Raw genomic sequence first — 23574 nt, 5'->3', positions numbered from 1 at the left:
CTGATGACACAGCCATCCACGTCGGCCCCGCGCCGGCGCTCGTTCCTGGCCGGCCTGGTGGGCGTGGGGGCGCTCGGCGTCGTGGGCTGCGCGCCCGCGGGCGGCGCGAGCGGTCCGGCGCCCGCCGGGCCGCTGCCCACGGCGGTCCCGCCCGGCACCCGGCTCACCATCTCCATCCGCACCACGCTCAAGCAGCTCGAAGCGTCCGGCGAGCTGGCGAAGCTGCCGTTCGAGGTGCCGGAGTGGCCCAACGTCACCGCCGGTCCGGACGTCATCCAGGCGTTCCGCGCCGGGTCGGTGGACCTCGCGGCCAACGCCGGCATCCCGCCCCTCCAGGCCGCCGCCATGGGGTTCGACGCCCGGATCGTCGCGGTGGCGCACCGGGAGACGCCGACCTACCAGTTCGCCACCGCGCCCGGCACGGACATCGCATCGGTGCGGGACTTCAAGGGCAAGAGGATCGCGTTCTCGCAGGGCCAGGCCCAGGGCGTGCTCGTGCTGCGCACGATCAAGGAGCTGGGCTGGTCCAACGACGACGTCGAACTGGTCGCCCTGACCAGCCCGCAGTTCCTCACCGCCCTGCAATCGCGGCAGGTGGACGTGGCCGTGCTCGCCGAACCCAGCACGACCAAGTACATCGGCCAGTACGGCAAGGACGGCGCACGCGTCGTCGACATGAACGCCGTGGACCTGCTCACCGTCCTGTGGGCGCCGGTGTCGGTGTTGCAGGACCCGGCGAAGGCCGCCGCCGTCCGCGCGTTCATCCCGTTCTGGGCGCAGGGCCAGGTGTGGGCGTGGGAGCACCCCGAGCGGTGGATCGACCACTACTACGTCAAGGACCAGAACGTCACCGCCGCCGACGGCGACCGGATCGTCAAGTCGCACCCGCGCCCGTACTTCCCGGAGAGCTGGGACCGGGCCGTCGAATGGGAGCGGGAGACGGCCGAGCTGCTGGCGCGGGGCGGCTTCACCCCGCCGGTCGAGGTCGCCGACCTGTTCGACCGCCGCTTCGAGGGCCTCGCCGCCCAGTCCGTCCCCGCCACCTACCGGAGCAGGCCATGACGCGGACCCTCGCGCCGCCGACCCGGCGCGCCCCCGTCGTCCGGTCCGCGCCGACCGCGCCGCGCCGACGCCGCCTGCGACCCGGGAAGGCCATCCCCTACGGCCGGGCCGTCGGTCCCCTGCTGGTGATCGCCGTGTGGAGCGTCGCGTCGGCGTCGGGCTGGCTGGACCCGCGCCTGCTGTCCGCGCCGTGGACGGTGGTGGAGACCGGCGCGGAGCTGGTGGCCAACGGGAAGCTGCCCGACAGCGTGCTGACGTCGTTGCGGCGGGCGGGTCTGGGCTTCCTGCTCGGGGCGGTCGTCGGCACGGCGCTGGCCGTCGCGGCCGGGTTGAGCCGGGTCGGCGAGGCGTTGATCGACGGCACGGTGCAGGTCAAGCGGGCGATCCCGTCGCTGGGCCTGATCCCGCTGCTGATCCTGTGGCTGGGCATCGGCGAGAGCTTCAAGGTCATCGTCATCGCGATCGGCGTGGCGGTCACCCTCTACATCCAGACCCACGCGTCGCTGACCGGCATCGACCAGCGCTACGTCGAGCTGGCCGAGGTGGTGGGGCTGAGCCGCGGGCAGTTCGTGCGCAAGGTGGTGTTCCCCGGCGCGCTGCCCGGGTTCTTCGTCGGGCTGCGGCTGGGCGTGACCGGGTCGTGGCTGTTCCTGATCGTGCTGGAGCAGATCAACGCCACCAGCGGGATCGGCTACCTGATGTTCCAGGCGCAGAACTACGGGCAGAGCGACGTGATCGTGGTCGGGCTGGTGGTGTACGGGCTGTTCGGGTTCGTCTCCGACGCCCTGCTGCGGCTGGTGGAGAGGAGGGTCCTGGCGTGGCGGCGGACGTTGGGCGGCTGACCGGCGCGGTCGCGGTGCGGGACCTGGTGCGGCGCTTCGGCGACCGGGTCGTGCTGGACCACCTCGACCTCACCGTGGCGCCCGGCGAGTTCGTGGCCCTGTTGGGGCGCAGCGGTTCGGGCAAGTCCACGCTGCTGCGGGCGCTGGCCGGGCTGGACCACGACGTCGAGGGCGGCGGTGAGCTGCGGGTGCCGCACGAGGTCGCGGTGGCGTTCCAGGACTCGCGGCTGCTGCCGTGGCTGCGCGTGCTGGACAACGTGGTGCTCGGCCTGTCCGGCGCGCGCGACCGGGGCCGGCGCGCGCTGGCCGAGGTCGGGCTGGAGGGCCGGGAGCGGGCGTGGCCCAGCGAGCTGTCCGGCGGCGAGCAACAACGCGTGGCGCTGGCCCGCTGCCTGGTGCGCGAACCCGCGCTGCTGCTGGCCGACGAGCCCTTCGGCGCGCTGGACGCGTTGACCCGAATCAAGATGCACGACCTGCTGCGCGAGCTGTGCGCGCGGCACCGCCCCGCGGTCCTGCTCGTCACCCACGACGTGGACGAGGCCGTGACGCTCGCCGACCGGGTCGTGGTGCTGGAGCGGGGCCGGATCGGGCTGGACGTCCGCGTCGAGCTGCCCGAGCCCCGCTCCCACCGCGACCCGCTGTTCCAGTCCCACCGCGACCGCCTGCTGCACGCGCTGGGGATCACCGAAGGAGCCACCCCGTGACCGAACTGCACCTCAACCTGTTCCTGCACGACACCGGGCACCACGAGGCGTCCTGGCGGCTGCCGGGAAGCGACCCGCACGGGCACCTGAGCACCGCCTACCACGAGCGGTTGGCGCGGATCGCGGAGGCGGCGAAGTTCGACTCGGTGTTCCTGGCCGACTCGCCGGTGCTGTGGGGGCGGGTGGGGCGGCGGCCGTCGGGCAAGCTGGAGCCGACGGTCCTGCTCACCGCGCTGGCCCGCGCCACGTCCCGGATCGGCCTGATCGCCACCGCGTCCACCACCTACAACGACCCGTTCAACCTGGCGCGGCGGTTCGCCTCGCTGGACCACGTCTCCGGCGGCCGGGCCGGCTGGAACATCGTGACGACGGCCGGTGACGACGCCGCCCGCAACTTCGGCCTGGAGGCGCAGCCCGCGCACTTCGACCGGTACGAGCGGGCCGACGAGTTCCTGCACGTGGCGAAGAAGCTGTGGGACTCGTGGGAGGACGACGCGATCGTGGCGGACAAGGAGCGCGGCGTGCACGCCGAGGACTCCCGGGTCCACCCGATCGACCACGAGGGCCGGCACTTCCGGGTGCGGGGTCCGTTGAACGTGCCGCGCTCGCCGCAGGCGTACCCGGTGCTGGTGCAGGCGGGTTCCTCCGAGGACGGGAAGGGCTTCGCGGCGAAGCACGCCGAGGCGGTCTTCACGGCGCAGCAGACGTTGGCCGAGGCGAAGGCCTTCTACGCCGACATCAAGGACCGCGCGCGGGCGGAGGGCCGCGACCCCGACCACGTGAAGGTGCTGCCGGGCCTGGTCCCGGTGATCGGCGCCACGGAAGCCGAGGCGAAGGCGTTCGACGCGGAACTGGACCGCCTGATCGTGCCCGAGTACGCCCGCGAGCAGCTGGCCAGGACGCTGCGGGTGGCCCCGACGGACCTGCACCTGGACCGCCCGCTGCCGGCCGACCTGCCGACCGAGGACGAGATCGAGGGCGCGAAGTCCCGGTACACGCTGATCGTGGAGCTGGCGCGCCGGGAGGACCTGACCGTGCGGGCGCTGATCGGCCGCTTGGGCGGCGGGCGCGGGCACAAGACGTTCGCGGGCACGGCCGAGCAGGTCGCGGACACCATCGAACACTGGTTCCGCGAGGGCGCGGCGGACGGCTTCAACATCATGCCCGCCGTGCTGCCGTCGGGCCTGGAACGGTTCGCCACGGAGGTGGTGCCGATCCTGCGCCAACGCGGCCTGTTCCGCACGGACTACACCGGCACCACCCTGCGCGACCACTACGGCCTACCCCGGCCGGCCAACCAGTTCACCCCAAATAACCAGTCCACCTCGGCCACCGTGTGAACCGCCCGCCTCTCCACCCACCTCGGCGGGTGGGGAGGCGGCCCTACAACTCCCGCTTGAACGCCTTGCCGAGCCCGGTGACGAGGCAGATGGCCAAGACCCAGCCCAACGCGGTGAACACCGACGACCCCCACAGCACCCACCCGACGGGCACCCACAACTCGCGCTGTCTCAGGTTCACCACGGGTAGCAGCAGGTCCAGCGTGTAGAGCACCGGCTCGAACCCCACGTCGAGGTCCGCCTTGGCCCGCCGGAACCCGTCCGGGTGCGCGACGGCGGCGGCGACGGCGCCCACCACCGTCAGGGCGGCGACCCAGTACAGGACCCACAGCGGCCGGTACCCGTAGCCCACCGTCCACTTGAGCACGAAGCCGAGCGCCCGGTCGATCGCGCCGCGCACGCCCCGACCGGCCCTGCGCCCGGCGTCCTGGCCGGCGATCAGCACGTGCTTGGCGTCGTCGTGCTTGCCCGCCGCCTCGTACACCTTCGCGAGTTGGAGGTAGACCTGCGGCACGTACTCCTCGGCGCCGCCGCGCAGGCACTGGACCCGGACCGCCCGGCTCAGCCCGTTCACGGGCAACGCCTTGTAGACGAACTCCGTGAGCCGCAACCGGTCCGGCCACTTGCAGTCGCGGTCGTCCAACTGGCCGGCGGACGCGTACCGGAGGTCCACCCCGCCGGCCGGTTTCGTCGTGAACCCCACCCGGAGCCGACCGCGGACGGTGGTGCCCTCAAGCACCAGCGCCGTCTCGTCGTCGGAGATCCGCGCGTCCGCGATGTCGAGGTTGCCCGCGATCCGCATGCCGCGCATCAGCACCGGACCGTCGGCGTGCAGGCCGTCGAGCTTGGCCGAGTGCCCGACCTCCGCCCGGTCCGCGCGGATGGCCCGGCTCCGGTTGGTGAAGCGGCCACCGCTCCAGACCAGGCAGCCGTGCACCTCGGCGCCCGCCAGGTCCACCACCCCGTCCGCGACGAACCCGTCGGACATCAGCAGGTCCCGCTCGACCGTCAGGCCGATCGCGGTGATCGACTCCCCCGCCGGGTTGGTGAACCGCCCGCCGGCGCAGTCCAGGTCGCCCTCCACGCACGCTCCGCTGAGCACGACGGCGCCCTCGGCGTGGAAGCCGTCGTCACCGGCTCCCGACGCCGACCTCCGGTGGCCGAGGTGCAGGTCGCGGTGGACCACGAGGCCCGTCGCGTCCAGGGCGGTGTCGGTGCTGTTCTCGACGTGCCCGCCCTCGCACCACAGGCTGCCGCCGATGTCCGCGCCGGCCAGCAGGACCCGTCCTCGCACCTCGAACCCGCTGCGGCAGATCATGTTCTGGCGGACGCGCGCGCGGGCCAGGTCGAGCGCCGTCTCACCGGGGCTGGAGAACCGCCCGCCGGTCAGGTCGAGCATCCCCGTGACGTCGCAGCCGGTGAAGTCGGCCGGCCCTTCCACCGAGGCGCCGCGGAACCGGACATCGCTGTCCACGACGACGCCGCTCGCCCGCAGCGCCACCGCGGCGGGGTGCCGGAACACCGCCCCGGTGCAGTCGAGACCCCCGCGCAGCCGGGCGTCGGCGACACGCACCTCACCCTCGACCAGGAACCCGTCGCGCCAGTAGACGCGTTCGTCGATGACGGCGCCCTTGAGGTCGAGGGCCACTTCGCCCGCCTTCAGGAAGTGCGCGCCGTCGCAGTCGAACTGGCCGCCGATCCGCGCGCCGATCATCCTGACCGGGCTCTCGGCGCGGAAGCCGCCGCTGAACTTGACGTCCTGGTAGACCTTCATCCCGTCGGCCGCCAGCGCGTGGCCGGCGGGGTTGGCCAGGCGGGACCCGGTCAGCAGCAACTGGCCGTGGACCCGCGCGCCGATGAGGTCCACGAGCCCGGAGCAGTCGCACCCGACCAGTTCGAGGTTGTGCGCCACGTCGACCTGCGCCCCGCTCAGGCCCGGCAGCCGGCAGCCCGTCAGGTACAGGCCGAACAGCTTGGCCTGCTCGACGTTGGGCTCGCCGGCGAAGGCGCACCCGACGAACTCGACCGGGTAGCCGATCGTCCCGGCCTCCAGGTCGAGCGCGTCGACCACCTTCGCGTCGCGGACGACCAGGGAACGGCAGGGGGCGCGGTCGTCGAGCAGCACCTCTTGGAGGACGAACGCCCTGATGGTCGCGCCGCCGGCGGAGTGGTCGACCTTCGCCCCGGGCTTGATCGCGTCGCGCAGGGCGCGCTCGGCCGCGGTGAGTCTCGTGATCATCGCGTCGGACCTCCCGACCGCTAGGGTGCAAGGTACGTCGCGGATACGCACGTGCTGTTGCGAATGGCCTAGAAGGTTCACCCGAAAGGGCGGCGACACGGCCGACCCGCCCACTTCGCCCCCTGAACGCCCGCGCGGGCGGCTTCCGGGCAGAATGCCTGTCGTGACCACAGCCATCCACCAGAGGATCGCCGACGAGCTGGGCGTGCGTGCCGGACAGGTCAGTGCCGCCGTCGAACTGCTCGACGGGGGCTCGACCGTGCCGTTCATCGCCCGCTACCGCAAGGAGGCGACCGGCGCGCTGGACGACGCCCAGTTGCGCACGCTGGAAGAGCGGCTGGGCTACCTGCGGGAACTGGAGGAGCGGCGGGCCGCCGTCCTGGAGTCCATCCGGTCGCAGGGGAAGCTGGACGACGCGCTCGAAGCCGCGATCCTGGCCGCCGACTCCAAGGCCCGCCTGGAGGACCTCTACCTGCCCTACAAGCCCAAGCGGCGGACCAAGGCGCAGATCGCCCGCGAGCAGGGGCTGGAGCCGCTGGCCGACGGGCTGCTGACCGACCCCACCCAGGACCCGCAGGTCGTCGCCGAGGACTACCTGACCGAGGAGGTGGCGGACGTGGCCGCCGCGCTCCAGGGAGCCCGCGCGATCCTGGTCGAGCGGTTCGGCGAGGACGGCGACCTCATCGGCGAGCTGCGCGAACGGATGTGGTCGCGGGGCCGGGTCGCGTCCAAGGTGCGGGAGGGCAAGGAGGAGGAGGGCGCGAAGTTCTCCGACTACTTCGACTTCTCCGAGCCGTTCGGCAAGCTGCCCTCGCACCGCATCCTGGCGCTGTTCCGCGGCGAGAAGGAGGAGGTCCTCGACCTCCACCTCGACCCGGGCGACGAGGACGAGGAGCCGTCGGGCTACGAGGTCGCCATCGCCGCCCGGTTCGGCGTGGACAACCGGGGCCGCGCGGCCGACAAGTGGCTCGCCGACACCGTCCGCTGGGCGTGGCGCACCCGCATCCTGGTGCACCTGGGCATCGACCTGCGCTCGCGGCTGCGCCAGTTCGCCGAGGACGAGGCCGTGAAGGTGTTCGCGTCCAACCTGCGCGACCTGCTGCTGGCCGCGCCCGCCGGCACCCGCGCCACGATGGGCCTGGACCCCGGGTTCCGCACCGGCGTGAAGGTGGCCGTGGTCGACGCGACCGGCAAGGTCGTCGCCACCGACACCATCTACCCGCACGTGCCCGCCAACAAGTGGGACGAGTCGATCGCCAAGCTCGCCGTGTTGGCGCGCAAGCACTCCGTGGACCTGATCGCCATCGGCAACGGCACCGCCTCGCGCGAGACCGACAAGCTGGCCGCCGACCTGCTCAAGCGGCACCCCGAGCTGAAGCTGACCAAGGCCGTCGTGTCCGAGGCGGGCGCGTCGGTGTACTCGGCGTCCGCGTTCGCCTCCGCCGAGCTGCCCGGCCTGGACGTGTCGCTGCGCGGCGCGGTGTCCATCGCCCGCAGGTTGCAGGACCCGCTGGCCGAGCTGGTCAAGATCGACCCGAAGTCCATCGGCGTCGGGCAGTACCAGCACGACATCACCGAGACCAAGCTGTCCCGCTCGCTGGACGCCGTGGTCGAGGACTGCGTGAACGCGGTGGGCGTGGACCTCAACACCGCGTCCGTGCCGCTGCTGACCCGCGTCTCGGGCATCACCGCGGGCCTGGCGGAGAACATCGTCGGGCACCGCGACGCCAACGGCCCGTTCCGGACGCGGCGGGCGTTGAAGGACGTGCCGCGCCTGGGCCCGAAGGCGTTCGAGCAGTGCGCGGGCTTCCTGCGCATCCCCAACGGCGACGACCCGCTCGACGCGTCCGCCGTGCACCCCGAGGCGTACCCGGTGGTGCGGCGCATCCAGGAGGCCGCCGGCGCTGAACTGATCGGCAACACGAAGGTGCTCAAGTCGCTGCGGCCCGAGCAGTTCGTGGACGAGCAGTTCGGCCTGCCGACCGTCACCGACATCCTGCGCGAGCTGGAAAAGCCGGGCCGCGACCCGCGTCCGGCGTTCAAGACGGCCACGTTCGCCGAGGGCGTGGAGAAGATCGCCGACCTCAAGCCCGGCATGGTGCTGGAGGGTGTCGTCACGAACGTGGCGGCGTTCGGGGCGTTCGTGGACATCGGCGTCCACCAGGACGGACTGGTGCACATCTCGGCGCTGTCCAACACCTACGTGAAGGACCCGCGGGATGTCGTGAAGTCCGGTGACGTGGTGCGCGTGAAGGTGCTCGAAGTGGACATCGCGCGCAAGCGGATCGGGCTGACGTTGCGGCTGGAGGACGAGCCTGGGCGCAAGGGGCCGCAGCAGCGTGACCAGCGTGACCAGCGTGATCAGCGTGGTTCGCGCGGTGGTGGTGGCGGCGGTGGTGGTGGCCGGGGTGGTCGGTCGCAGCAGCGGCAGGAGCGACCGCCGGCGAATGGTGCGATGGCTGAGGCGTTGCGTCGTGCGGGGCTTGGCGGGTCCAAGTAGCCGAGGGCGGCGCGAGGCCGAGTAGCGGAGCGCGGCGCGGGGCTTGGCGGCTCGAAGTAGGGGTATCCCGCTGGGCATGAGGGTCGTCGTCACGGGTGCGAGCGGCAACGTGGGGACGGCCCTGCGCCGGGTCCTGGCCGAGTTGGACGCGGACGTGGTGTGCGTCGCCCGGCGCACCCCCGCCGCCGCCGGGCCCCGCGAGACGTGGCTGAGCTGCGACATCGGGGCCCCGGCGGCGGAGGTCGCGCTGCGCGACGCCTGCGCCGGGGCCGACGCCGTCGTGCACCTCGCCTGGGCGGTCCAGCCCGGTCCCGACGACCCGCCCATGCGGCGCACCAACCTCGACGGCAGCGCGCACGTCCTCGCGGCGGCGGCCGGGGTCCCGCACGTCGTGGTCGCCTCCTCGGTCGCCGCCTACACGCCCGCGCCGCACGTCGTGGACGAGACCTGGCCGTGCGAGGGCGTCCCGGGCAGCGCGTACAGCCTCCAGAAGGCACGGCTGGAACACCTGCTCGACCAGTACGACGGCGCACCGGTGGCCCGGATCAGGCCGTGCGCGATCGTCCAGCCCGACGCCGGCGGCGAACTGGACCGCTGGGTCCTCAGCCCGCTCGTCCCGCCCGGCCTGCTCGGCCGCCCGTGGCTGCCGGTGCCGCTGTGGTCGGGGTTGCGGGCGCAGATCGTGCACGCCGAGGACGTCGCCCGCGCCATCGTCGTCCTCCTGCGCCACCGCGCCGAAGGGGTGTTCAACGTCGCGGGCGAGCCGGTGCTGCGCGCGGACGACCTCGCGCGCGTGTTCGGCGGCTTCCGGGTGCCCGTCCCGTTCGGCCTCCTGACCACCCTGGCCTGGCCCACCTGGCGGCTGGGCCTGCAACCCATGCACCCCGGCTGGCTGCGCCTGGCCGACCGGGCGTCCATCGTGGACACCACCCGGCTGCGCGCGCTGGGCTGGGAGCCCCGCCACGACGCCCGCGCGGCCCTGGCCGAGTTCGTGCGCGCGGTGGCCGAGGGCCGCGGCGCGTGGGGTCCGCTCGCGCCGCGGGCCGGTGCGCGGTTGGGCAGACTGGGGTGGGGACGTCCCGTGCACCAGAGCCAAGGAGGCTGAGTGGCCGACGACGTGGATGCGGTGGTCATCGGGTCCGGACCGAACGGGCTGGTCGCCGCGAACCTGCTGGCCGACGCCGGCTGGGAGGTGGCGGTCCTGGAGGCCGCCGACGAGCCGGGCGGCGCGGTGCGCACCGCCGAACTGACCGCGCCGGGCTTCCGCAACGACCTGTTCAGCGCCTTCTACCCGCTGGGCGCGGCCTCACCGGTCATCGCGGGCCTCGGGCTGGACCGCCACGGCCTGCGCTGGCGCCACGCCCCCGAGGTGCTGGCCCACGTGCTGCCCGACGACCGGGCGGTCCTGCTGTCCCGGGACGTCAACCGGACGGTGGCGTCGGTGGAGAAGTTCGGCGCGGGCGACGGCGACCGTTGGTATGCGGAGTTCCAGCGCTGGCAACGGGTGCGCGACGCGTTGATCGAAGCCCTGATGCGACCGTTCCCGCCGGTCCGGGCGTCGGCCGGCCTGATGCGCGCGCTGGGTCCGGCGGAGGCGCTGCGGATGGCGCGCATGTTCGTGCAGCCCGTGCGGGCCTTCGGCAACGAGCGCTTCACCGGCGAGGGCGGCCCGTTGCTGATGGCCGGGAACGCGATGCACACCGACTTGGGACCGGACCAGGCGGCGAGCACGGCGTTCGGCTGGCTGCTGTCGATGCTGGGCCAGGACGTCGGCTACCCGGTCCCGGAGGGCGGGGCGGGCAAGCTCACCGAGGCGATGGTCAAGCGCCTGGGCGGCGTCGTGGAGTGCGGCCGACGGGTGGACGGGGTCGTGGTCGCGCGGGGACGGGCGCTGGGCGTGCGGGACGCGGAGGGCGGTTTCGTCCGTGCCCGCAAGGCGGTGCTGGCCGACGTGCCGGCGCCGGTGCTGTACCTGGACCTGTTGGGCGCTGATCACTTGCCCGCGCGCCTGATGGACGACCTGGAGCACTTCGAGTGGGACGACGCCACGGTGAAGGTGGACTGGGCGTTGTCCGGCCCGATCCCGTGGACGGCCCCGGAGGCGAGGAGCGCCGGGACCATCCACGTGGGCGGTGACTTCAACGGCTTGGCGATGGCGAGCACGGAGATCGCGGTCGGCAAGCTGCCCCGGATCCCGTTCGTGATCATGGGTCAGATGACGACCGCGGACCCGACCCGGTCACCGGCCGGGACGGAGGCGGCGTGGGCGTACACGCACGTCCCGCGCGGGGAGAGCTGGTCGGCGGACCGGGTGCGGCGGCGGGCGGACCGGGTGGAGCAGCTGATCGAGCAGCACGCGCCGGGGTTCCGGGAGCTGATCATCAAGCGGTCCCTGCAAGGGCCCGGGGAGTTGGAGGCCGGGAACGCGAGCCTGGTCGGGGGGTCGATCAACGCTGGGACGGCGGCCATCCACCAGCAGCTGGTGTTCCGGCCGGTGCCCGGGTTGGGGCGGTCGGACACGCCGGTGGACCGGTTGTTCCTGGCGGGGGCTTCGGCTCATCCCGGGGGTGGGGTGCACGGGGCGGCTGGGGCCAACGCGGCTCGGGCGGCTTTGGCGCGCAACGGGCTGGCCGGGGATGGGTACCGGCTGCTCATGCGCGGTCTTCACGAGATCTTCTACTGAACTCGCGCGTGGTTGCGCTTCGCGCTCTCAAGATCAAAAGTGAAGAGCGAAAGATCAAAGCTAAAAGCGGCGCTCGCCGCGCGGCAGGCCCCCGGGGGTGGAAGGGCGTCGGTTCGTTCCCCGTACGGCCTGCCGGAGGCAACCACCCTTGGGGGTTCTTGGCAACCGGTGGAGCGTGGTTGCCAAGAACCCCCAAGCGCGGTTGGGCTGCGCCCAGGCCGTACGGGGAACGAACCGAGGCCCTTCCTGTGGCTGATAGCCCGTTGAAGAGCGCGCCTGCGGCGCGGGAGGGCGCTGGCGGGCTGGTCAGTTGCGGCTTTCCTTGCGTACGGCCAGGTCTGCCAGGCGGTGCAGCGTCTCTTTGTTGCGGGGGGCCAGGAAGAGGGCCTGGGCGGCTGTCGGGAGGACTGAGAGGGGGCCCTTTTGGACTTCCTCGTGCATGGTCACCTGGGTTGCGCCGGCTTCCTCCGCCAGCTCGAAACGGACGCGGGCCGCGCCGAAGGGCCACAGGCCGGCTTCCAGTTCCAGTGACCGGTTCGGGTCGCAGGAGACCACCCGGGTCACGTCCTGGACCAGGGCCGGCCAGGTGCCGATGCTGTGGTGGATGCGCGTGCCGGGCGCGGGCCAGCCGGTGTCCACCTCTCGGATGTGGGCCGCGCCCACCACCCAGCTCGCGTACGACCAGCCGTCCGACAGCACGGCGAACACGCGGTCCGCCGGGGCCGGTACCCGCAGGTTCACCTCGACCATGTCGTGCGGGTTCCCCGCCCGCCGGCGGGGAAACTACTTCGCTCGGGTGCCCTTGAGCTTCACCAGGTCGGATTCGAACAGGTTCGCGATCGCGGCCAGGCCGCCCGGCACCTCCGGGTCCGGCTTGGCGATGTAGGACTGGGTGCTCGACGGGCGGCCGACCAGCGAGAACCGCAGGGGGCCGGTCAGGCTGTTCGTGTCCACCGAGTTGGTGTCCTGGAACGCCCGCAGCACGCCGTCGCGGCTCAGGTCACCGGCCGCGCACGCCTTCTCCAGCACGGCCGCGAAGGCGATGCCGATGGCGTAGCCGTGGTCCACCGAACCGGTCGGCTTCTCGCCCGGGAACTTGCGTTCGAACTTCTCCGCCACCGAGCGCGGGCCGGGCAGGTCGGACGCGTAGGGCGCGATCGGGGAGACCACCTGCACGCGCTCGACCACGGCCTGCGCCACCGGCGAGTCCAGGATCAGCGGGTCGTAGCCCACGGCGTTGACCAGGAACGGGGCGTCCCAGTCGAGCTTGTCGGCGGTGCCCACGGCGGACGCGGTCTGCGGGGGCGAGGTGCTCAGGAAGACCGCCTTCGCGCCGGCCGCCTTCAGCTCCTGCACCGGGGCGATGACGTCCGTGGCCGACTCCGCGACCGTGCGCGTCACCAGGTTCAGGCCCCACTGCTGGGCGGCGAACCGGCTGCCCTCCAGGCTGTTGCGGCCGTAGTCGCTGTCCACGTGGATGTGGCCGATGGTGTCGCCGTCCTTGATGACGCCCTGGCGCTTGAGGTGGTCCAGCCCGTTGATGACGTCCAGGTCGTAGGTCGTGCCGACGATCATCATGTGCGGGTTGCCGAGCAGCGTCGCCGACCACGACGCGGGGGCGACGATCGCTCGCGTCTGCATGAGGTCCGGGGCGATGGCGGCGGTCATCTGGGCGCCCGCCACGTCGATGAAGCCGAGCACCTGCGGTTCCAGCTCGAAATAGCCCTCCAACGCCCGGTCGACGTTGTAGCCGTGGTCCTTCTGCTTCAATTCCACCTTGCGACCGCACACGCCGCCGCGTTCGTTCAGCTCGCTCAGGAACAGCTCGTAGCCCTTGATCCGGATCAGGGCCGACTGCGAGAACGGGCCGGTCATGTCGGTGAGCACACCGAGTGCGATCGTGTCCGCCGTGACGCCCGGGCCAGCCTTGACCTGGGGTTTCCCGTCGTCGGCCGCGCAGCCGGCGAGGGCCAGGGCGGCGGCCAGGATGATCACGAGGTTGCGCACGAATGTCTCCCACATATCCGCTACCGACCAGTAGGAGTATTCGGTGCACCCACCCGGATCACCTAATCTTGTGACCAGTCCCACGTTCGTGAACTTCTGGTCGCATGCTCCGTAACGCGCACGGGGACCCACCGTTCGGAATGGATTCCGAAACGTTTTCCAGCGGGTTTTGGGCCGAACGGAGCAGTGCGCCGGGGCTGGGCGACCGTGAACGATCCGGGTTCTAATACTGGGATCGGCCGACCTCCCTGGAGCCCGCACATGACGCCTCCGCGCACCAGTTCCCCCGTCCTGGTCGGCCGGGGCGACGAGCTGGCCGCGCTGCTGCGGGCGGTCGCCGGGCAGCCGTCCGTCGCACTGGTCGTGGGCGAGGCGGGGGTCGGCAAGAGCCGTTTGGTGCGCGAGCTGCTGCGCCGGCCGGAGGTGGCGCCGCTGCGCGTGCTGACCGGGTTCTGCCAACCCCTGCGCGAGCCGTTCCCGTACGGGGCGGTGCTGGACGCGTTGCGCACGCTGCACGTGCGGGGTCCGCTGAGCCCGGTGACCGGCGTGCTGCGGCCGTTGCTGCCCGAGCTGGCCGACCGGCTGCCGGAGCCGCCGCGGCGGCCGGAGGACCCGCGCCACGAGCGGCACCACCTGTTCCGCGCGGTGCGCGAGCTGCTGTCGGCCGCCGGGCCCGTGCTGCTGGTGGTGGAGGACCTGCACTGGGCCGACGACGGGTGCCGCCACCTGCTGCGCTTCCTGATGTCCGACCCGCCGCCGAACCTGACCGTGCTGGTCACCTACCGCCGCGAGGACGCGCCGGGCGGGATGGCGCTGGGCACCGCCTACCGGCCGCCGGCGGGCGTGACCGGGGTCGTGGTGGAGCTGACGCCGCTGGACCGGGCCCAGGTCGGGGACCTGACGGCGGCGATCCTGGGCGTGGACGCGGTGTCCGCCGAGTTCGCCGCCCGGCTGCACGAGCGCACGGCCGGCATCCCGTTCGTGGTGGAGGAGATGCTGCGCGCCCTGCCGGAGGCGGACTGGCGGCTGCTGGACGACGTCGAGGTGCCGGCGCTGCTGCGCGACGCGATGGCCGAGCGGTTGGACCGGCTGCCCACCACGGGCCGCCGCATCGCGCACGCCGCCGCCGTGCTGGGCGTGCCGGCGTCGGAGGACCTGCTGGCGCGGGTCGGCGCGGTGGAGCCGGAACGGGCGCGGACCGCGTTGACCCACGCCCTGCACAGCGGCGTGCTGCACGAGCACGGCGAGATGCGGTACGGGTTCCGGCACGCCCTCGCCCAACAGGCCGTCTACGACACGCTCACCGGCCCGGAACGGCAACGCCTGCACGAACGGGCGCTGGACGCGTTGGAGGACGTGGTCCCGCGGCCGGTCATGCAGCTGGCCGAGCACAGCCGGCGCGCGGGCCGCCCGGCGGACTGGCTGCGCAACGGCGAGGCCGCCGCCGACCGGGCGCTGGAGGTCGGGGACCCGTCCACCGCGACGCACCTGTACCGGCGGCTGCTGGACGAAGCGACCCTGCAACCGTCCGATGTGGACAGGTTGGCGGTGAAGCTGGGCCAGGTGGCCCGGGGCGGCATCGACCAGCACGACCCGCGCACCACCCTGGAACGGCTGCTGGACGACCGGCGGCTCTCCCGCCCGGCGCGCGGCGAGGTCCGGCTCAACCTCGGCTTCCTGCTGATCCGGCAGTTCGAGAGCGTGGTGCAGGCCCGGTTGCAGATCGAGCTGGCCGTGGAGGAGCTGACCGACCGGCCGGACCTGGCCATGCGCGGCCGGGCCGTGCTGGGCCAGCCGTTCATCGGCGCGACGCCGCTGGCCGAGCACCTGCGCTGGATGCGGGTGGTCGACTCGTTCATCGAGGGGTGCGACGACCCGGCGGTGCGGTACTCGCTGCTGGCCAATGAGCTGGGCTCGCGGCTGTCGATCGGCGACCGGAGCGTGCTGCGCGAGCTGGACCGGCTGCCCGCGAGCGCCGACGACGTCGAGACCCGCCGCCACCTGGCCCGCGCGAACTGCAACGTGGCCGACGCGTGCATGCTGGTCGGCCACTTCGACCTGGCGCGCGACTTCCTGGACAAGGGCCTGCGGCTGACCGTGGGCGCGGGCGTGCCCTTCACCGCGAGCACCGGGCAGTCCACCCAGATCCACCTCGACTGGTACTCCGGCAACTGGGGTTCGCTGGTGCCGCGGGCCGGGCGGCTGCTGGAGGAGTACCGCGAGCTGCTGCCGGTGGCCAGCGAGATCTCCCTGGTGCTGGGCTGCCTCGCGGTGGCGCGCGGCGACTGGGACGAGGCCGAGCGGCACCTGGCGGAGAGCGGTGTCCGGTCGGTGGAGAACTCGATCACGCCGGTGGCGTTGAGCGGGTTCGCGGCGCTGACCCGGCTGTGGCTGGAGCGCGGCGACCCGGCGCGGGCCTGCGCGGAGGCGGACCGGGGACTGGACCTGTTGCGCCGCAAGGGCGTCTGGGCGTGGGCCGGGGAGCTGGCGCCGTCGGCGGTGGACGCCTACTGCGCCTCCGGGCGGGTGGAGGACGCGACCAAGCTCGTGGAGGAGCTGTCGGCCGGGATCGCCGACCGGGACGCGCCGCTGGCCGTCGTGGCGCTGAAGGTGTGCCGGGCGCTGCTGGCGGTCGCGCGCGAGGAGGAGGCCGTGTTCCCGCTCCAGGAGGCGCGGCGGGCGGCCGACGAGCTGGGCCTGGCCTACTACTCGGCGGTGCTGTCCGAGCGGATCGCGTTGTGCGGCTTGGCGAGCGGCCCGGAGGCGGCGGTGGCCGCGCTGGGCGAGGTGGCCGACCGGTTCGACGCGCTGGGCGCGAGCCGGGACGCGGCCCGGTGCCGGCACCTGGTGCGCGGCGCGGGCGTGGCGACGCCGTCGCGGCGCGGGCGGCGCGGCTACGGCAACGCCCTGTCCCCGCGCGAGCAGGACGTGGCGCGGCTGCTGGCCCAGGGGCACACCAACCGGGAGATCGCCGAGGTGCTGTTCCTGTCCCCGCGCACGGTCGAGCAGCACGTGGCGCGGGTGCTGCGCAAGCTCGGCGTCACCTCGCGCACCGAGCTGGTGACCTGAAGCCGAAGAGGGCCCGCGGGTCCACGCCGCAGGCCCTCCGCTGTGTCCAGTCGGCCGATCAGGTCACAGGTACGAACGCTGTCCCCACGGCATCGCCGCGGCGAGCTGCGCGCGGCGGCCGATGTCGAGCTTGCGGTAGATCCGCGTGATGTGCAGTTCGACCGCGCGGGTGGACACCGAGAAGTGCTCGGCGATCTGCCGGTTGGTCATGCCCTCCAGCATCATCAGCGCGATGCGGTGCTCGTGCGGCGTCAACTGCTCGCGGGACCGGGCCTCCGCGCTCTGCCCGTCCCTGGGTCGCACCATGCCCGGGACCCGTTCGCCCTCCGGCACGCCCATCAGGACGTGCCACTGGCGGATCCGCACCTCCGCGATGGACTGCGAGCGCACGTACGGGTCCCCGCGCACCAGGTCTCGCGCGGCGGACTCGTCGGGCACCTGGCAGATCAACAGGACACCGGAGCCGTCGGCCCACGGTCCCGTACCCACCAGGACGCCCTGCTCGGCGAGCGGTCGCCAGTATTCGCGATGTGCGAGATGAATGGATCTCCGCACCTGGCGCGCATCACGAAATGTCAACTCAACGGCGAAAGCCACTGGACTGATCCCCATTTCATTCCGCGGCCGACTTTCGTGACACACTCAACTGTCCCCATAATTCAGTGTCAAGTGAGACAGCTCACACGGGGGATTGTGGAACCCTATGGGTCCTATAGCCGCTTTTCGAACCAGTGCTCCGCATAGCGGTCGTCATTGAAGGCCGGCACCTCAGCGTAACCGTGCCGGGTGTAGAGCTTCCGGGCTTCGACCAGGTCAGCGCGGGTGTCGAGCCGAATGGAGGATGCGCCAAACGAGACAGCCGCCGCTTCGACCGCTACCAGGAGTGCTCGCCCGCCGCCGAGCCCGCGCGCGTCCGAATGGACGAACAGCCGCTTCAGTTCCGCAATTTTCGGGGTAACCATCCGGAAGCCGGCGCACCCCAGGTCGCGGCCGTCCCGGGAGGCCACGAAGAACATCGAAAGATCGTCGGTGGGGTCGTCCGCGATCGCCTGGTCCACCTCGGTGTCGGTGGCCGGGCGGCCGTAGTAGCGGCCGATGATGTCGGCCAGGTAGGTGCGGATCAGGCGTACCGCAACGGGGCTGTCGGCCGCAACGGGCTGAACGGTCCAAGTCGTCACGCGGCTATTCTCAGCACCCGATGGGCCATTCGGACACCTGGTTTTCGCCATTCCGGACGCGTGTAAAGTCCTCGCCCGTGGCAGCGCAACAGGTCCGCGTCGAGCGGGACGCGGCGGGGGTCGCCGTGCTCACCGTCGACGCTCCCCCGCTGAACCTCTACACCGCGGAGCTCCAGGACCTGCTGGACGCCGCCGTCGGCGACCTGGAGGACCGCCCCGCGCGGGCGCTCCTGGTCCGGTTCGAGGGCAAGGTCGTCAGCGGCGGCGTGGACGTGCGGCTGTTCGCCGCGCAGGAGACCAGGGCGCGGGCCAAGGCCCTGTTCGACCAGATGCTCGACCTGCCCGACCGGGTCGCGGCCCTGCCGTTCCCGACCGTCTTCGCCGCGCACGGCCTGTGCCTGACGTGGGCGTTCGAGGTGGCGGTGGCGTGCGACATCCTGCTGGCCTCGGAACGGGCGTCGTTCGGGCTGGTGGAGAAGGTCATCGGGCTGACCCCGACGATGGGCGGCACGCAGCGCCTGGCCGCCCGCGCGGGCGTGGGCCGGGCCAAGGAGTTCGTGATGACCGGCGACCGGTACGACGCGGCCACCCTGGAGCGGTGGAACGTGGTCAACCGCGTCCTGCCGCACGAGGGCTTCGACGACGCCGCGCTGGCGTTCGCCACGTCCCTGGCCGCCGGACCGACCCTGGCGCACGCGGCCACCAAGCAGGTGCTGGCCTACTACGAACGCGGCGGCGTGGCCGAGGCGAACGAGCACATCACGTCGATCGCGGCCGACCTGTTCGAGACCGAGGACCTGCGCAACGGGGTGGCGTCGTTCCTGGCCGACGGGCCGGGCAAGGCCGTGTTCACCGGTCGCTGATCCGGCGGTACTCCAGCCACCGGTCGTTGACCTGCGCCCAGATGGCCTGGTACTGCGCGAACACCTCCTCGACGTGGGCGCGGTCGACGTCCTCGGGCGGGGTCGCGGCGATGTAGTGGGCGAGGTCGTCGCGCAGCCGGAAGAAGCGGTACTGCGACTCCTCCATCAGCACCCACAGCGACCGCCACGCGAAGAACGGCTCCAGCGCGCTGACCACCGTGGTCAGGGCGACCAGGGAGAACGCCAGGCCGGTCCAGAAATCCAGGTCCTGCCAGCCCAGGATGATCGTGGCGGTGGCGGACAACGACAGCAGCGAGATCTTCAACGCGGCCGACCGGCGGCGGAACCGGTCCTTGCGCGACCGGCCGTACTCGGTGGCGGCGTTGATCCGCGCGAGCAGGTCCACCGCGAGTTCCGACGGCGTCAGGCCGGCCCGGACCGGCTGCTCCTTGTCCACGCCCGCACCCTAACGGGGGTCGTAGACCGACGGGCCGTACCAGGCCAGGGCCGAGCGGATCTCCGCCACGTCCCGCTCCCGCCGCTTGCGGTAGCGCTCGTGCGAGACCGGGTAGACCCGCAGGCCGCCCTTGTGGGCGCGGAAGCTGCCGCGGCCCAACGACTCCGGCGCCTTGGCCGCCCCGACCAGCCACACCACCACCCAGGGCCGCGAGTGGTGCGCGTCCACCCGGACGCGGGAGATCGCGTACCAGGGCAGGCGGCGGCTGTGCGTGCCGTTGGACAGCACGATCCCGTCCGGGCCGATGTCGATGCTCAGCGGCGACCGCAGCACCCCGACCAGCAGCCGCACGGCCGCCAGCGCGAACACCAGGAACGCCACCAGCGCCGCCGCCCGCACCCCGTTGGGCGCGCCGGAGTTCTCACTGGCGATGCCCACCGACACCAGCGCGGCGAACGCGTGCGCGGACATCCAGCCCAGCCCCACCGCGCGCGAGGTCTTGAACTTCGACCCGCTCTTCTTCGCCGGCGGCGTGTAGGGCTTGACCGGCCCGACGACCTTCGCCGGACCCGCCGGCCGCGCCTTCGGCGGGTCCTCGACCAGCAGGCGGGTCGGCGGCTTGGCCTCCTGCCCCATGACCCGGGTCGGCGGCTTGGCGGGCAGCTCGCGCAGCTGGGTGTGCCGCTGCTCGACCAGCGTCCGGACCTGCGCCGGCAGCCACGACGGGTCGTTGGACGGCGGCCCGATCAGCTCCAGCAGGTGGGCGGGCGTCGGCCGGCGCGCCGGGTCGCGGACCAGGCACGGCACGATCAGCGGCACCAGGCCGGGCGGCACGCGGGTCAGGTCCGGGTCCTGGTGCACCACCCGGTAGACCAGCGCGGACGTCGCGCCCTCGCCGAACGGGCCCGCGCCGGTCGCCGCGTGGACCAGCACCGAGCCCAGCGCGAACACGTCGCTCTGCGGGGTGATCTTCGAGCCGACGACCTGCTCGGGCGAGAGGTAGCCGGGCGTGCCGAACACGATCCCGGCCTCGGTCAGCCCGGAGCTCTCCAGCGCGCGGGCGATGCCGAAGTCGATGACCCGCGGCCCGTCGGTCGCGAGCAGCACGTTGGACGGCTTGAGGTCGCGGTGCACCAGGCCCGCGCCGTGGATGGCGACCAGCGCCTCGGCCAGGCCGGCGGCGAGCCTGCGGACCGCGCGCTCGGGCAGCGGCCCGAAGTCGTGGACGGCCTGCTGGAGGGTCGGGCCGGGCACGTACTCGGTGGCCATCCAGGGCCGGTCGGCGTCGGGGTCCGCGCCCACCACGGTGGCCGTCCAGAACCCGCCCACCGCGCGCGCCATCTCGACCTCGCGCCGGAACCGCTCCCGGAACTGGGGGCTGTCGGCGAGCTCGGCCTTGGCGACCTTGACCGCGACCGGCCGCCCGCCGCGGGACCGGGCGAGGAACACGGAACCCATCGCCCCGCGACCCAGGGCGGCGAGCAGCGTGTAGTCGCCGATCCGCTGCGGGGCGTCCGGGGGCAGTGGCTGCACACCACCCACATTAGAGAAGTCCGGGACCGGACCGGTCGCAGTCGGTCCGGTTCAGGCCGTCATCGTTATCCCCGTCACCGTTCCGCGAGGTCGAGCAACTCCCGGGCCCGCGAGTGCCACGAGTAGGTCAGCACCGACTTGCGCAGCGCGTTCGCCGGCTTCAGCCCGCCCCCGGTGAGGGTCTCGCGGACCGCCTCGACGAACTCGGCGTGCGTGCGCACCCCGCGCACGCGGTCGCGGTAGGCCTCCAGCTCGGCGAAGTCCGTGCTGACCACCGGCAGGCCCAGGGCCAGGTACTCCTTGAGCTTGATCGGGTTGGAGTGGCGGATCCAGTCGTTGTCCAGCCACGGCATGATCGCCACGTCGAACGCCGAGCCGTAGGCCGGGATCGTGCCGTAGGGGCGGAAGCCCAGCCAGTGGACGTTGGGGTACTTGTCGTAGCGCTCCATCGGGTGGGTGGCGTCGCCGATGAGCACCAGCGAGACGTCCGGCAGCTCGACCGCGAGCCGTTCGAGCAGGTCGAAGTCGACCAGGAAGTCGTCCAGCGCGCCGAAGAACCCGATGCGCGGGCCGTCGATGGACCGGATGTCGTCGGGCCACTCGAACTGAGGGCGGGCGGTGAAGTGGTCGACGTCCACGCCGTGGTCCAGGAAGTGGGCCCGGTCGCCGGTCAACGCGCGCTCGTCGTCCATCAGGACGTGGCTGACGTAGACGACGTGGTCGGCGTTGGTGAGCAGTTGCCGCTCCAGCGCCTGGATGGCCGCGCGGTCGGCTTCGGGGAAGTCGGAGTGCCGGTCGGACCGGTTGAACACCAGGCTGCGGCGGCGCATCGGGGCGACCACGTCCCAGGCGGTCGGGATGGTGACCATGATCACGGGCGTCTTGAGCCGCAGGAACGCCGCCACGAGCCGCACCTGGGCGCGCACCAGGACCGCGTTGACCCGGCGCAGGAAGGGTGAGCCGTAGAACGGCAGGGGCAGCGGGGACATGACGTAGAAGTTCGGCAGCGGCTTGCGGACGAACTTCGCGACGCTCTTGAGCTTGCGCAGGATGCGCCGGGCCACGTGCGTGCTGTTGCCCCGGGTCGGCATGCGCATGCCGATGCTGTTGACCACCAGCACCCGCCGCCGTTCGGCCACCGACCGCATGAGCTGGAAGTCCGAGTGCGCCCGGTTGTGGTACCACCAGTCCTGCGCGGAGAAGCAGATCCACCCGGCACCCTCGTCGTCCCGGGCCGTCGCGGGCCACCGCCGCCACCGCACCAGGTCCCGAACCGCCCGCCGGTGCTTCGCGCCACGCGGCGCCCGCAACACCTCGTTGAGCAGGACCGCCCACCACATCACGAACGCGGCCGACCGCCCTCGCCGCTCCCGCACCATCCGGACCCGGTTGGTCGTCGCCATCGACCACAACCAGGCGGAGGTCGACTGCTCACCCCCGAGGTGAACGGCACCGGCCCGGGGCTCGTACCGCACCGCGAACCCCCGGTCCCCGGCCCGGAGCATGTACTCGGTCTCCTCGGAGTACAGGAAGTACCGCTCCTCCAACCACCCGGTCGCCTCCCGGCACTCCCGCGAGATCAACCACGCGGCCCCGGTCACCCACTCGGCCGACCCGGCCGTCTCGTACCGACGCGGATCGACGACGACCTCACCCAGCGCCTCGACCTTCCCGGCCCGATGCCCGCCGAGCACCGCCTCACCGACCGCCCGCAACACAGTGGGCGCACGCCGCAACGACAACTGCGGCTCCCCGTCGGCCCCCACCAGCCGGGGGGCGGCGATCCCCGTGCCCGGCAGGGCGAGCGCGGCCAGCAGCAACTCCACACACCCGGGTTCAAGCCGAACATCCGGGTTCAGCACCAACACGTCGCAGTCGGGCGCAGCCGCGAACCCGGCGTTCACCCCGGCGGCGAACCCGTCGTTGGTTCCCCGGGCCACGACCTGGGCCTCGGGCGCCACCCGACGGACAACGTCCAGCGTGTCGTCGCCGGAATTGTTGTCCACCACCACGACACGACTGTCCGGAATGGACTCCAACGCGGCGGCGACCGACCGGAGGCAGTCCTCCACGACACCGGCACTGTGGTAGGTCACGATGACCACGGCAAGCGGCACGGCGTTCACTTCCCCTTGCCCAAACGAGTCTGCACCGCACCCGCCAACAACCGGAAGGCGAACGGCAGGTCGTCCCGCAGGTACCGCTTGGCCAACCGACGCGGTTCGAGGGCGAGCCGGTGCAACCACTCGGCCCCCACCTTCTGCACCACCCCGGAAGCCCGCTTGAACTCCCCGGCCGCCATCGGGATCCCGGCCCCGCACCCGAGGTACCAGGCCCGCGGAAGCTCGGCCCGCAACATCCGGATCACCCGCTCCTGCTTGGGGAACCCGAGCCCGACCAGCACGAGATCGGGCTGCGCGGCCACCACCTTGGCCACCGCCGCGGCGGCCAGCCCCGCGTCGACGTCGAACCCGAACGGCGGCGAGTCGGTGCCGACGACCTTCAACCCGGCGAACCGCTCCCCCAACACCCGAGCAGCCTTCTCCGGCACCCCGGGGTTCCCACCCAGCAGGTAAACCGACCGACCGGCCCCCGCCGCGGCCTCGGACAAGGTGAACACCAACGAGGCCCCGGTAACCCGCTCAGGCACCGACACCCCCGCCAACCGCCCGGCCCACACCACCGGCATCCCGTCCGCCACCACCATCTCGGAGGAGGCGACCAGCGCGCCGAGCGCGGGATCCCGCGTGGCAGCCCGAACGATGTCGACGTTGGCCGTGACGATCGCCCCACCCTCACCCCGCTGCCAACACTGGACGACATGCGCGGCAACGTCGGACTCACGAACAGCCCAGACGTCAACGGCACCCACCCGAACACGGGGAGCCTGCGGGAACGACGACATACCCGCGACATCGACCAGACCAGGCCCCCCGTTACCCAGCAGGACCGACACCACACCCAAACCACGAACCGCCGCTCTTGGCGCGAAGCGCCGACCGGGCAGCCCACCGGAGGGGACACAACCCAAGCCGGGCTTCTTGCTTGTGTCATCTCCGTATGGCCCGCCCGAAGGGCTACCACATTTTCCCGGGGT

18 protein-coding genes are annotated in these 23574 nt (G+C 72.5%); 9 read left to right on the top strand and 9 right to left on the bottom strand.

Annotated features, from left to right (window positions below; all coding sequences use genetic code 11):
* The first annotated feature begins 3 nt into the window (after nucleotides 1-3).
* From ABD126_RS00090 to ABD126_RS00075, 4 genes are read left to right on the top strand one after another with little or no spacing between them, the layout of a single operon-like run.
* Nucleotides 4-1062, top strand: a complete 1059-nt coding sequence (locus ABD126_RS00090) for an ABC transporter substrate-binding protein (RefSeq protein ID WP_343931440.1) — start codon at nucleotides 4-6, stop codon at nucleotides 1060-1062.
* A complete protein-coding gene (locus ABD126_RS00085) occupies nucleotides 1059-1904 on the top strand; it encodes an ABC transporter permease (protein ID WP_343931439.1) in 846 nt (281 codons plus the stop codon). Before ABD126_RS00090 ends, ABD126_RS00085 begins: the two co-directional genes overlap by 4 nt.
* Nucleotides 1880-2608, top strand: a complete 729-nt coding sequence (locus tag ABD126_RS00080) for an ABC transporter ATP-binding protein (RefSeq protein WP_343931438.1) — start codon at nucleotides 1880-1882, stop codon at nucleotides 2606-2608. The genes ABD126_RS00085 and ABD126_RS00080 overlap by 25 nt, the downstream gene beginning before the upstream one ends.
* On the top strand, nucleotides 2605-3948 hold the full coding sequence (locus ABD126_RS00075; RefSeq protein WP_343931437.1) for an LLM class flavin-dependent oxidoreductase: 1344 nt from the start codon (nucleotides 2605-2607) through the stop codon (nucleotides 3946-3948). Before ABD126_RS00080 ends, ABD126_RS00075 begins: the two co-directional genes overlap by 4 nt.
* 43 nt (nucleotides 3949-3991) lie before the next feature.
* On the opposite strand, the gene ABD126_RS00070 is transcribed toward ABD126_RS00075, so the two are convergent.
* Nucleotides 3992-6187, bottom strand: coding sequence for a hypothetical protein (locus ABD126_RS00070; protein ID WP_343931436.1), 2196 nt, complete (start codon nucleotides 6185-6187; stop codon nucleotides 3992-3994).
* A gap of 154 nt (nucleotides 6188-6341) precedes the next feature.
* Here ABD126_RS00070 and ABD126_RS00065 point away from each other — a divergent pair, with 154 nt between their 5' ends.
* The 3 genes from ABD126_RS00065 to ABD126_RS00055 all read left to right on the top strand — a co-directional run bounded on the left by ABD126_RS00065 (nucleotide 6342) and on the right by ABD126_RS00055 (nucleotide 11370).
* The gene (locus ABD126_RS00065) at nucleotides 6342-8687 is read left to right on the top strand and encodes a Tex family protein (RefSeq protein WP_343931435.1); all 2346 of its coding nucleotides are present in this window, start codon (nucleotides 6342-6344) and stop codon (nucleotides 8685-8687) included.
* Between the two features lie 76 nt (nucleotides 8688-8763).
* Nucleotides 8764-9792: an NAD-dependent epimerase/dehydratase family protein gene (locus tag ABD126_RS00060; protein ID WP_343931434.1), complete on the top strand. Its 1029-nt coding sequence runs from the start codon at nucleotides 8764-8766 to the stop codon at nucleotides 9790-9792.
* Nucleotides 9793-11370 (top strand): phytoene desaturase family protein, encoded by a 1578-nt coding sequence (locus ABD126_RS00055; protein ID WP_343931433.1) that lies wholly within the window; start codon nucleotides 9793-9795, stop codon nucleotides 11368-11370.
* A 306-nt stretch (nucleotides 11371-11676) separates the two neighbouring features.
* On the opposite strand, the gene ABD126_RS00050 is transcribed toward ABD126_RS00055, so the two are convergent.
* Both ABD126_RS00050 and ABD126_RS00045 read right to left on the bottom strand, forming a co-directional pair.
* Nucleotides 11677-12120 (bottom strand): SRPBCC family protein, encoded by a 444-nt coding sequence (locus ABD126_RS00050; protein ID WP_343931432.1) that lies wholly within the window; start codon nucleotides 12118-12120, stop codon nucleotides 11677-11679.
* A gap of 33 nt (nucleotides 12121-12153) precedes the next feature.
* Nucleotides 12154-13377, bottom strand: a complete 1224-nt coding sequence (locus tag ABD126_RS00045; protein ID WP_343931431.1) for an ABC transporter substrate-binding protein — start codon at nucleotides 13375-13377, stop codon at nucleotides 12154-12156.
* Between the two features lie 261 nt (nucleotides 13378-13638).
* On the opposite strand from ABD126_RS00045, the gene ABD126_RS00040 reads away from it, so the two are divergent.
* The gene (locus ABD126_RS00040; protein WP_343931430.1) at nucleotides 13639-16446 is read left to right on the top strand and encodes an ATP-binding protein; all 2808 of its coding nucleotides are present in this window, start codon (nucleotides 13639-13641) and stop codon (nucleotides 16444-16446) included.
* Nucleotides 16447-16509: 63 nt separating this feature from the next.
* Here the strand turns inward: ABD126_RS00040 and ABD126_RS00035 are convergent, their stop codons facing one another.
* Both ABD126_RS00035 and ABD126_RS00030 read right to left on the bottom strand, forming a co-directional pair.
* Complete coding sequence (locus tag ABD126_RS00035) at nucleotides 16510-17058, bottom strand: LuxR C-terminal-related transcriptional regulator (RefSeq protein ID WP_343931429.1); 549 nt, start codon at nucleotides 17056-17058, stop codon at nucleotides 16510-16512.
* A gap of 98 nt (nucleotides 17059-17156) precedes the next feature.
* Nucleotides 17157-17624 carry a GNAT family N-acetyltransferase gene (locus ABD126_RS00030; protein ID WP_343931428.1) on the bottom strand — a complete coding sequence of 156 codons (468 nt, stop codon included), beginning with the start codon at nucleotides 17622-17624 and terminating at the stop codon, nucleotides 17157-17159.
* 77 nt (nucleotides 17625-17701) lie between these two features.
* On the opposite strand from ABD126_RS00030, the gene ABD126_RS00025 reads away from it, so the two are divergent.
* Entirely contained in the window at nucleotides 17702-18487 is a 786-nt protein-coding gene (locus ABD126_RS00025) for an enoyl-CoA hydratase/isomerase family protein (protein ID WP_343931427.1), read from the top strand.
* Here ABD126_RS00025 and ABD126_RS00020 read toward each other — a convergent pair.
* The 4 genes from ABD126_RS00020 to ABD126_RS00005 all read right to left on the bottom strand — a co-directional run bounded on the left by ABD126_RS00020 (nucleotide 18474) and on the right by ABD126_RS00005 (nucleotide 23382).
* On the bottom strand, nucleotides 18474-18944 hold the full coding sequence (locus ABD126_RS00020; RefSeq protein ID WP_343931426.1) for an SLATT domain-containing protein: 471 nt from the start codon (nucleotides 18942-18944) through the stop codon (nucleotides 18474-18476). The genes ABD126_RS00025 and ABD126_RS00020 overlap by 14 nt on opposite strands.
* Before the next feature lie 9 nt (nucleotides 18945-18953).
* Nucleotides 18954-20477, bottom strand: coding sequence for a serine/threonine-protein kinase (locus ABD126_RS00015; RefSeq protein ID WP_343931425.1), 1524 nt, complete (start codon nucleotides 20475-20477; stop codon nucleotides 18954-18956).
* 74 nt (nucleotides 20478-20551) lie between these two features.
* Entirely contained in the window at nucleotides 20552-22594 is a 2043-nt protein-coding gene (locus ABD126_RS00010; protein WP_343931424.1) for a glycosyltransferase, read from the bottom strand.
* A gap of 5 nt (nucleotides 22595-22599) precedes the next feature.
* Complete coding sequence (locus tag ABD126_RS00005; RefSeq protein ID WP_343931423.1) at nucleotides 22600-23382, bottom strand: WecB/TagA/CpsF family glycosyltransferase; 783 nt, start codon at nucleotides 23380-23382, stop codon at nucleotides 22600-22602.
* Nucleotides 23383-23574 lie beyond the last annotated feature (192 nt).

This window comes from Saccharothrix mutabilis subsp. mutabilis, assembly GCF_039521145.1.
GTDB lineage: Bacteria > Actinomycetota > Actinomycetes > Mycobacteriales > Pseudonocardiaceae > Actinosynnema > Actinosynnema mutabilis.
The sequence above is the reverse complement of the archived record's forward strand: the minus strand, read 5'-3'. Positions and strand labels throughout refer to the sequence as shown.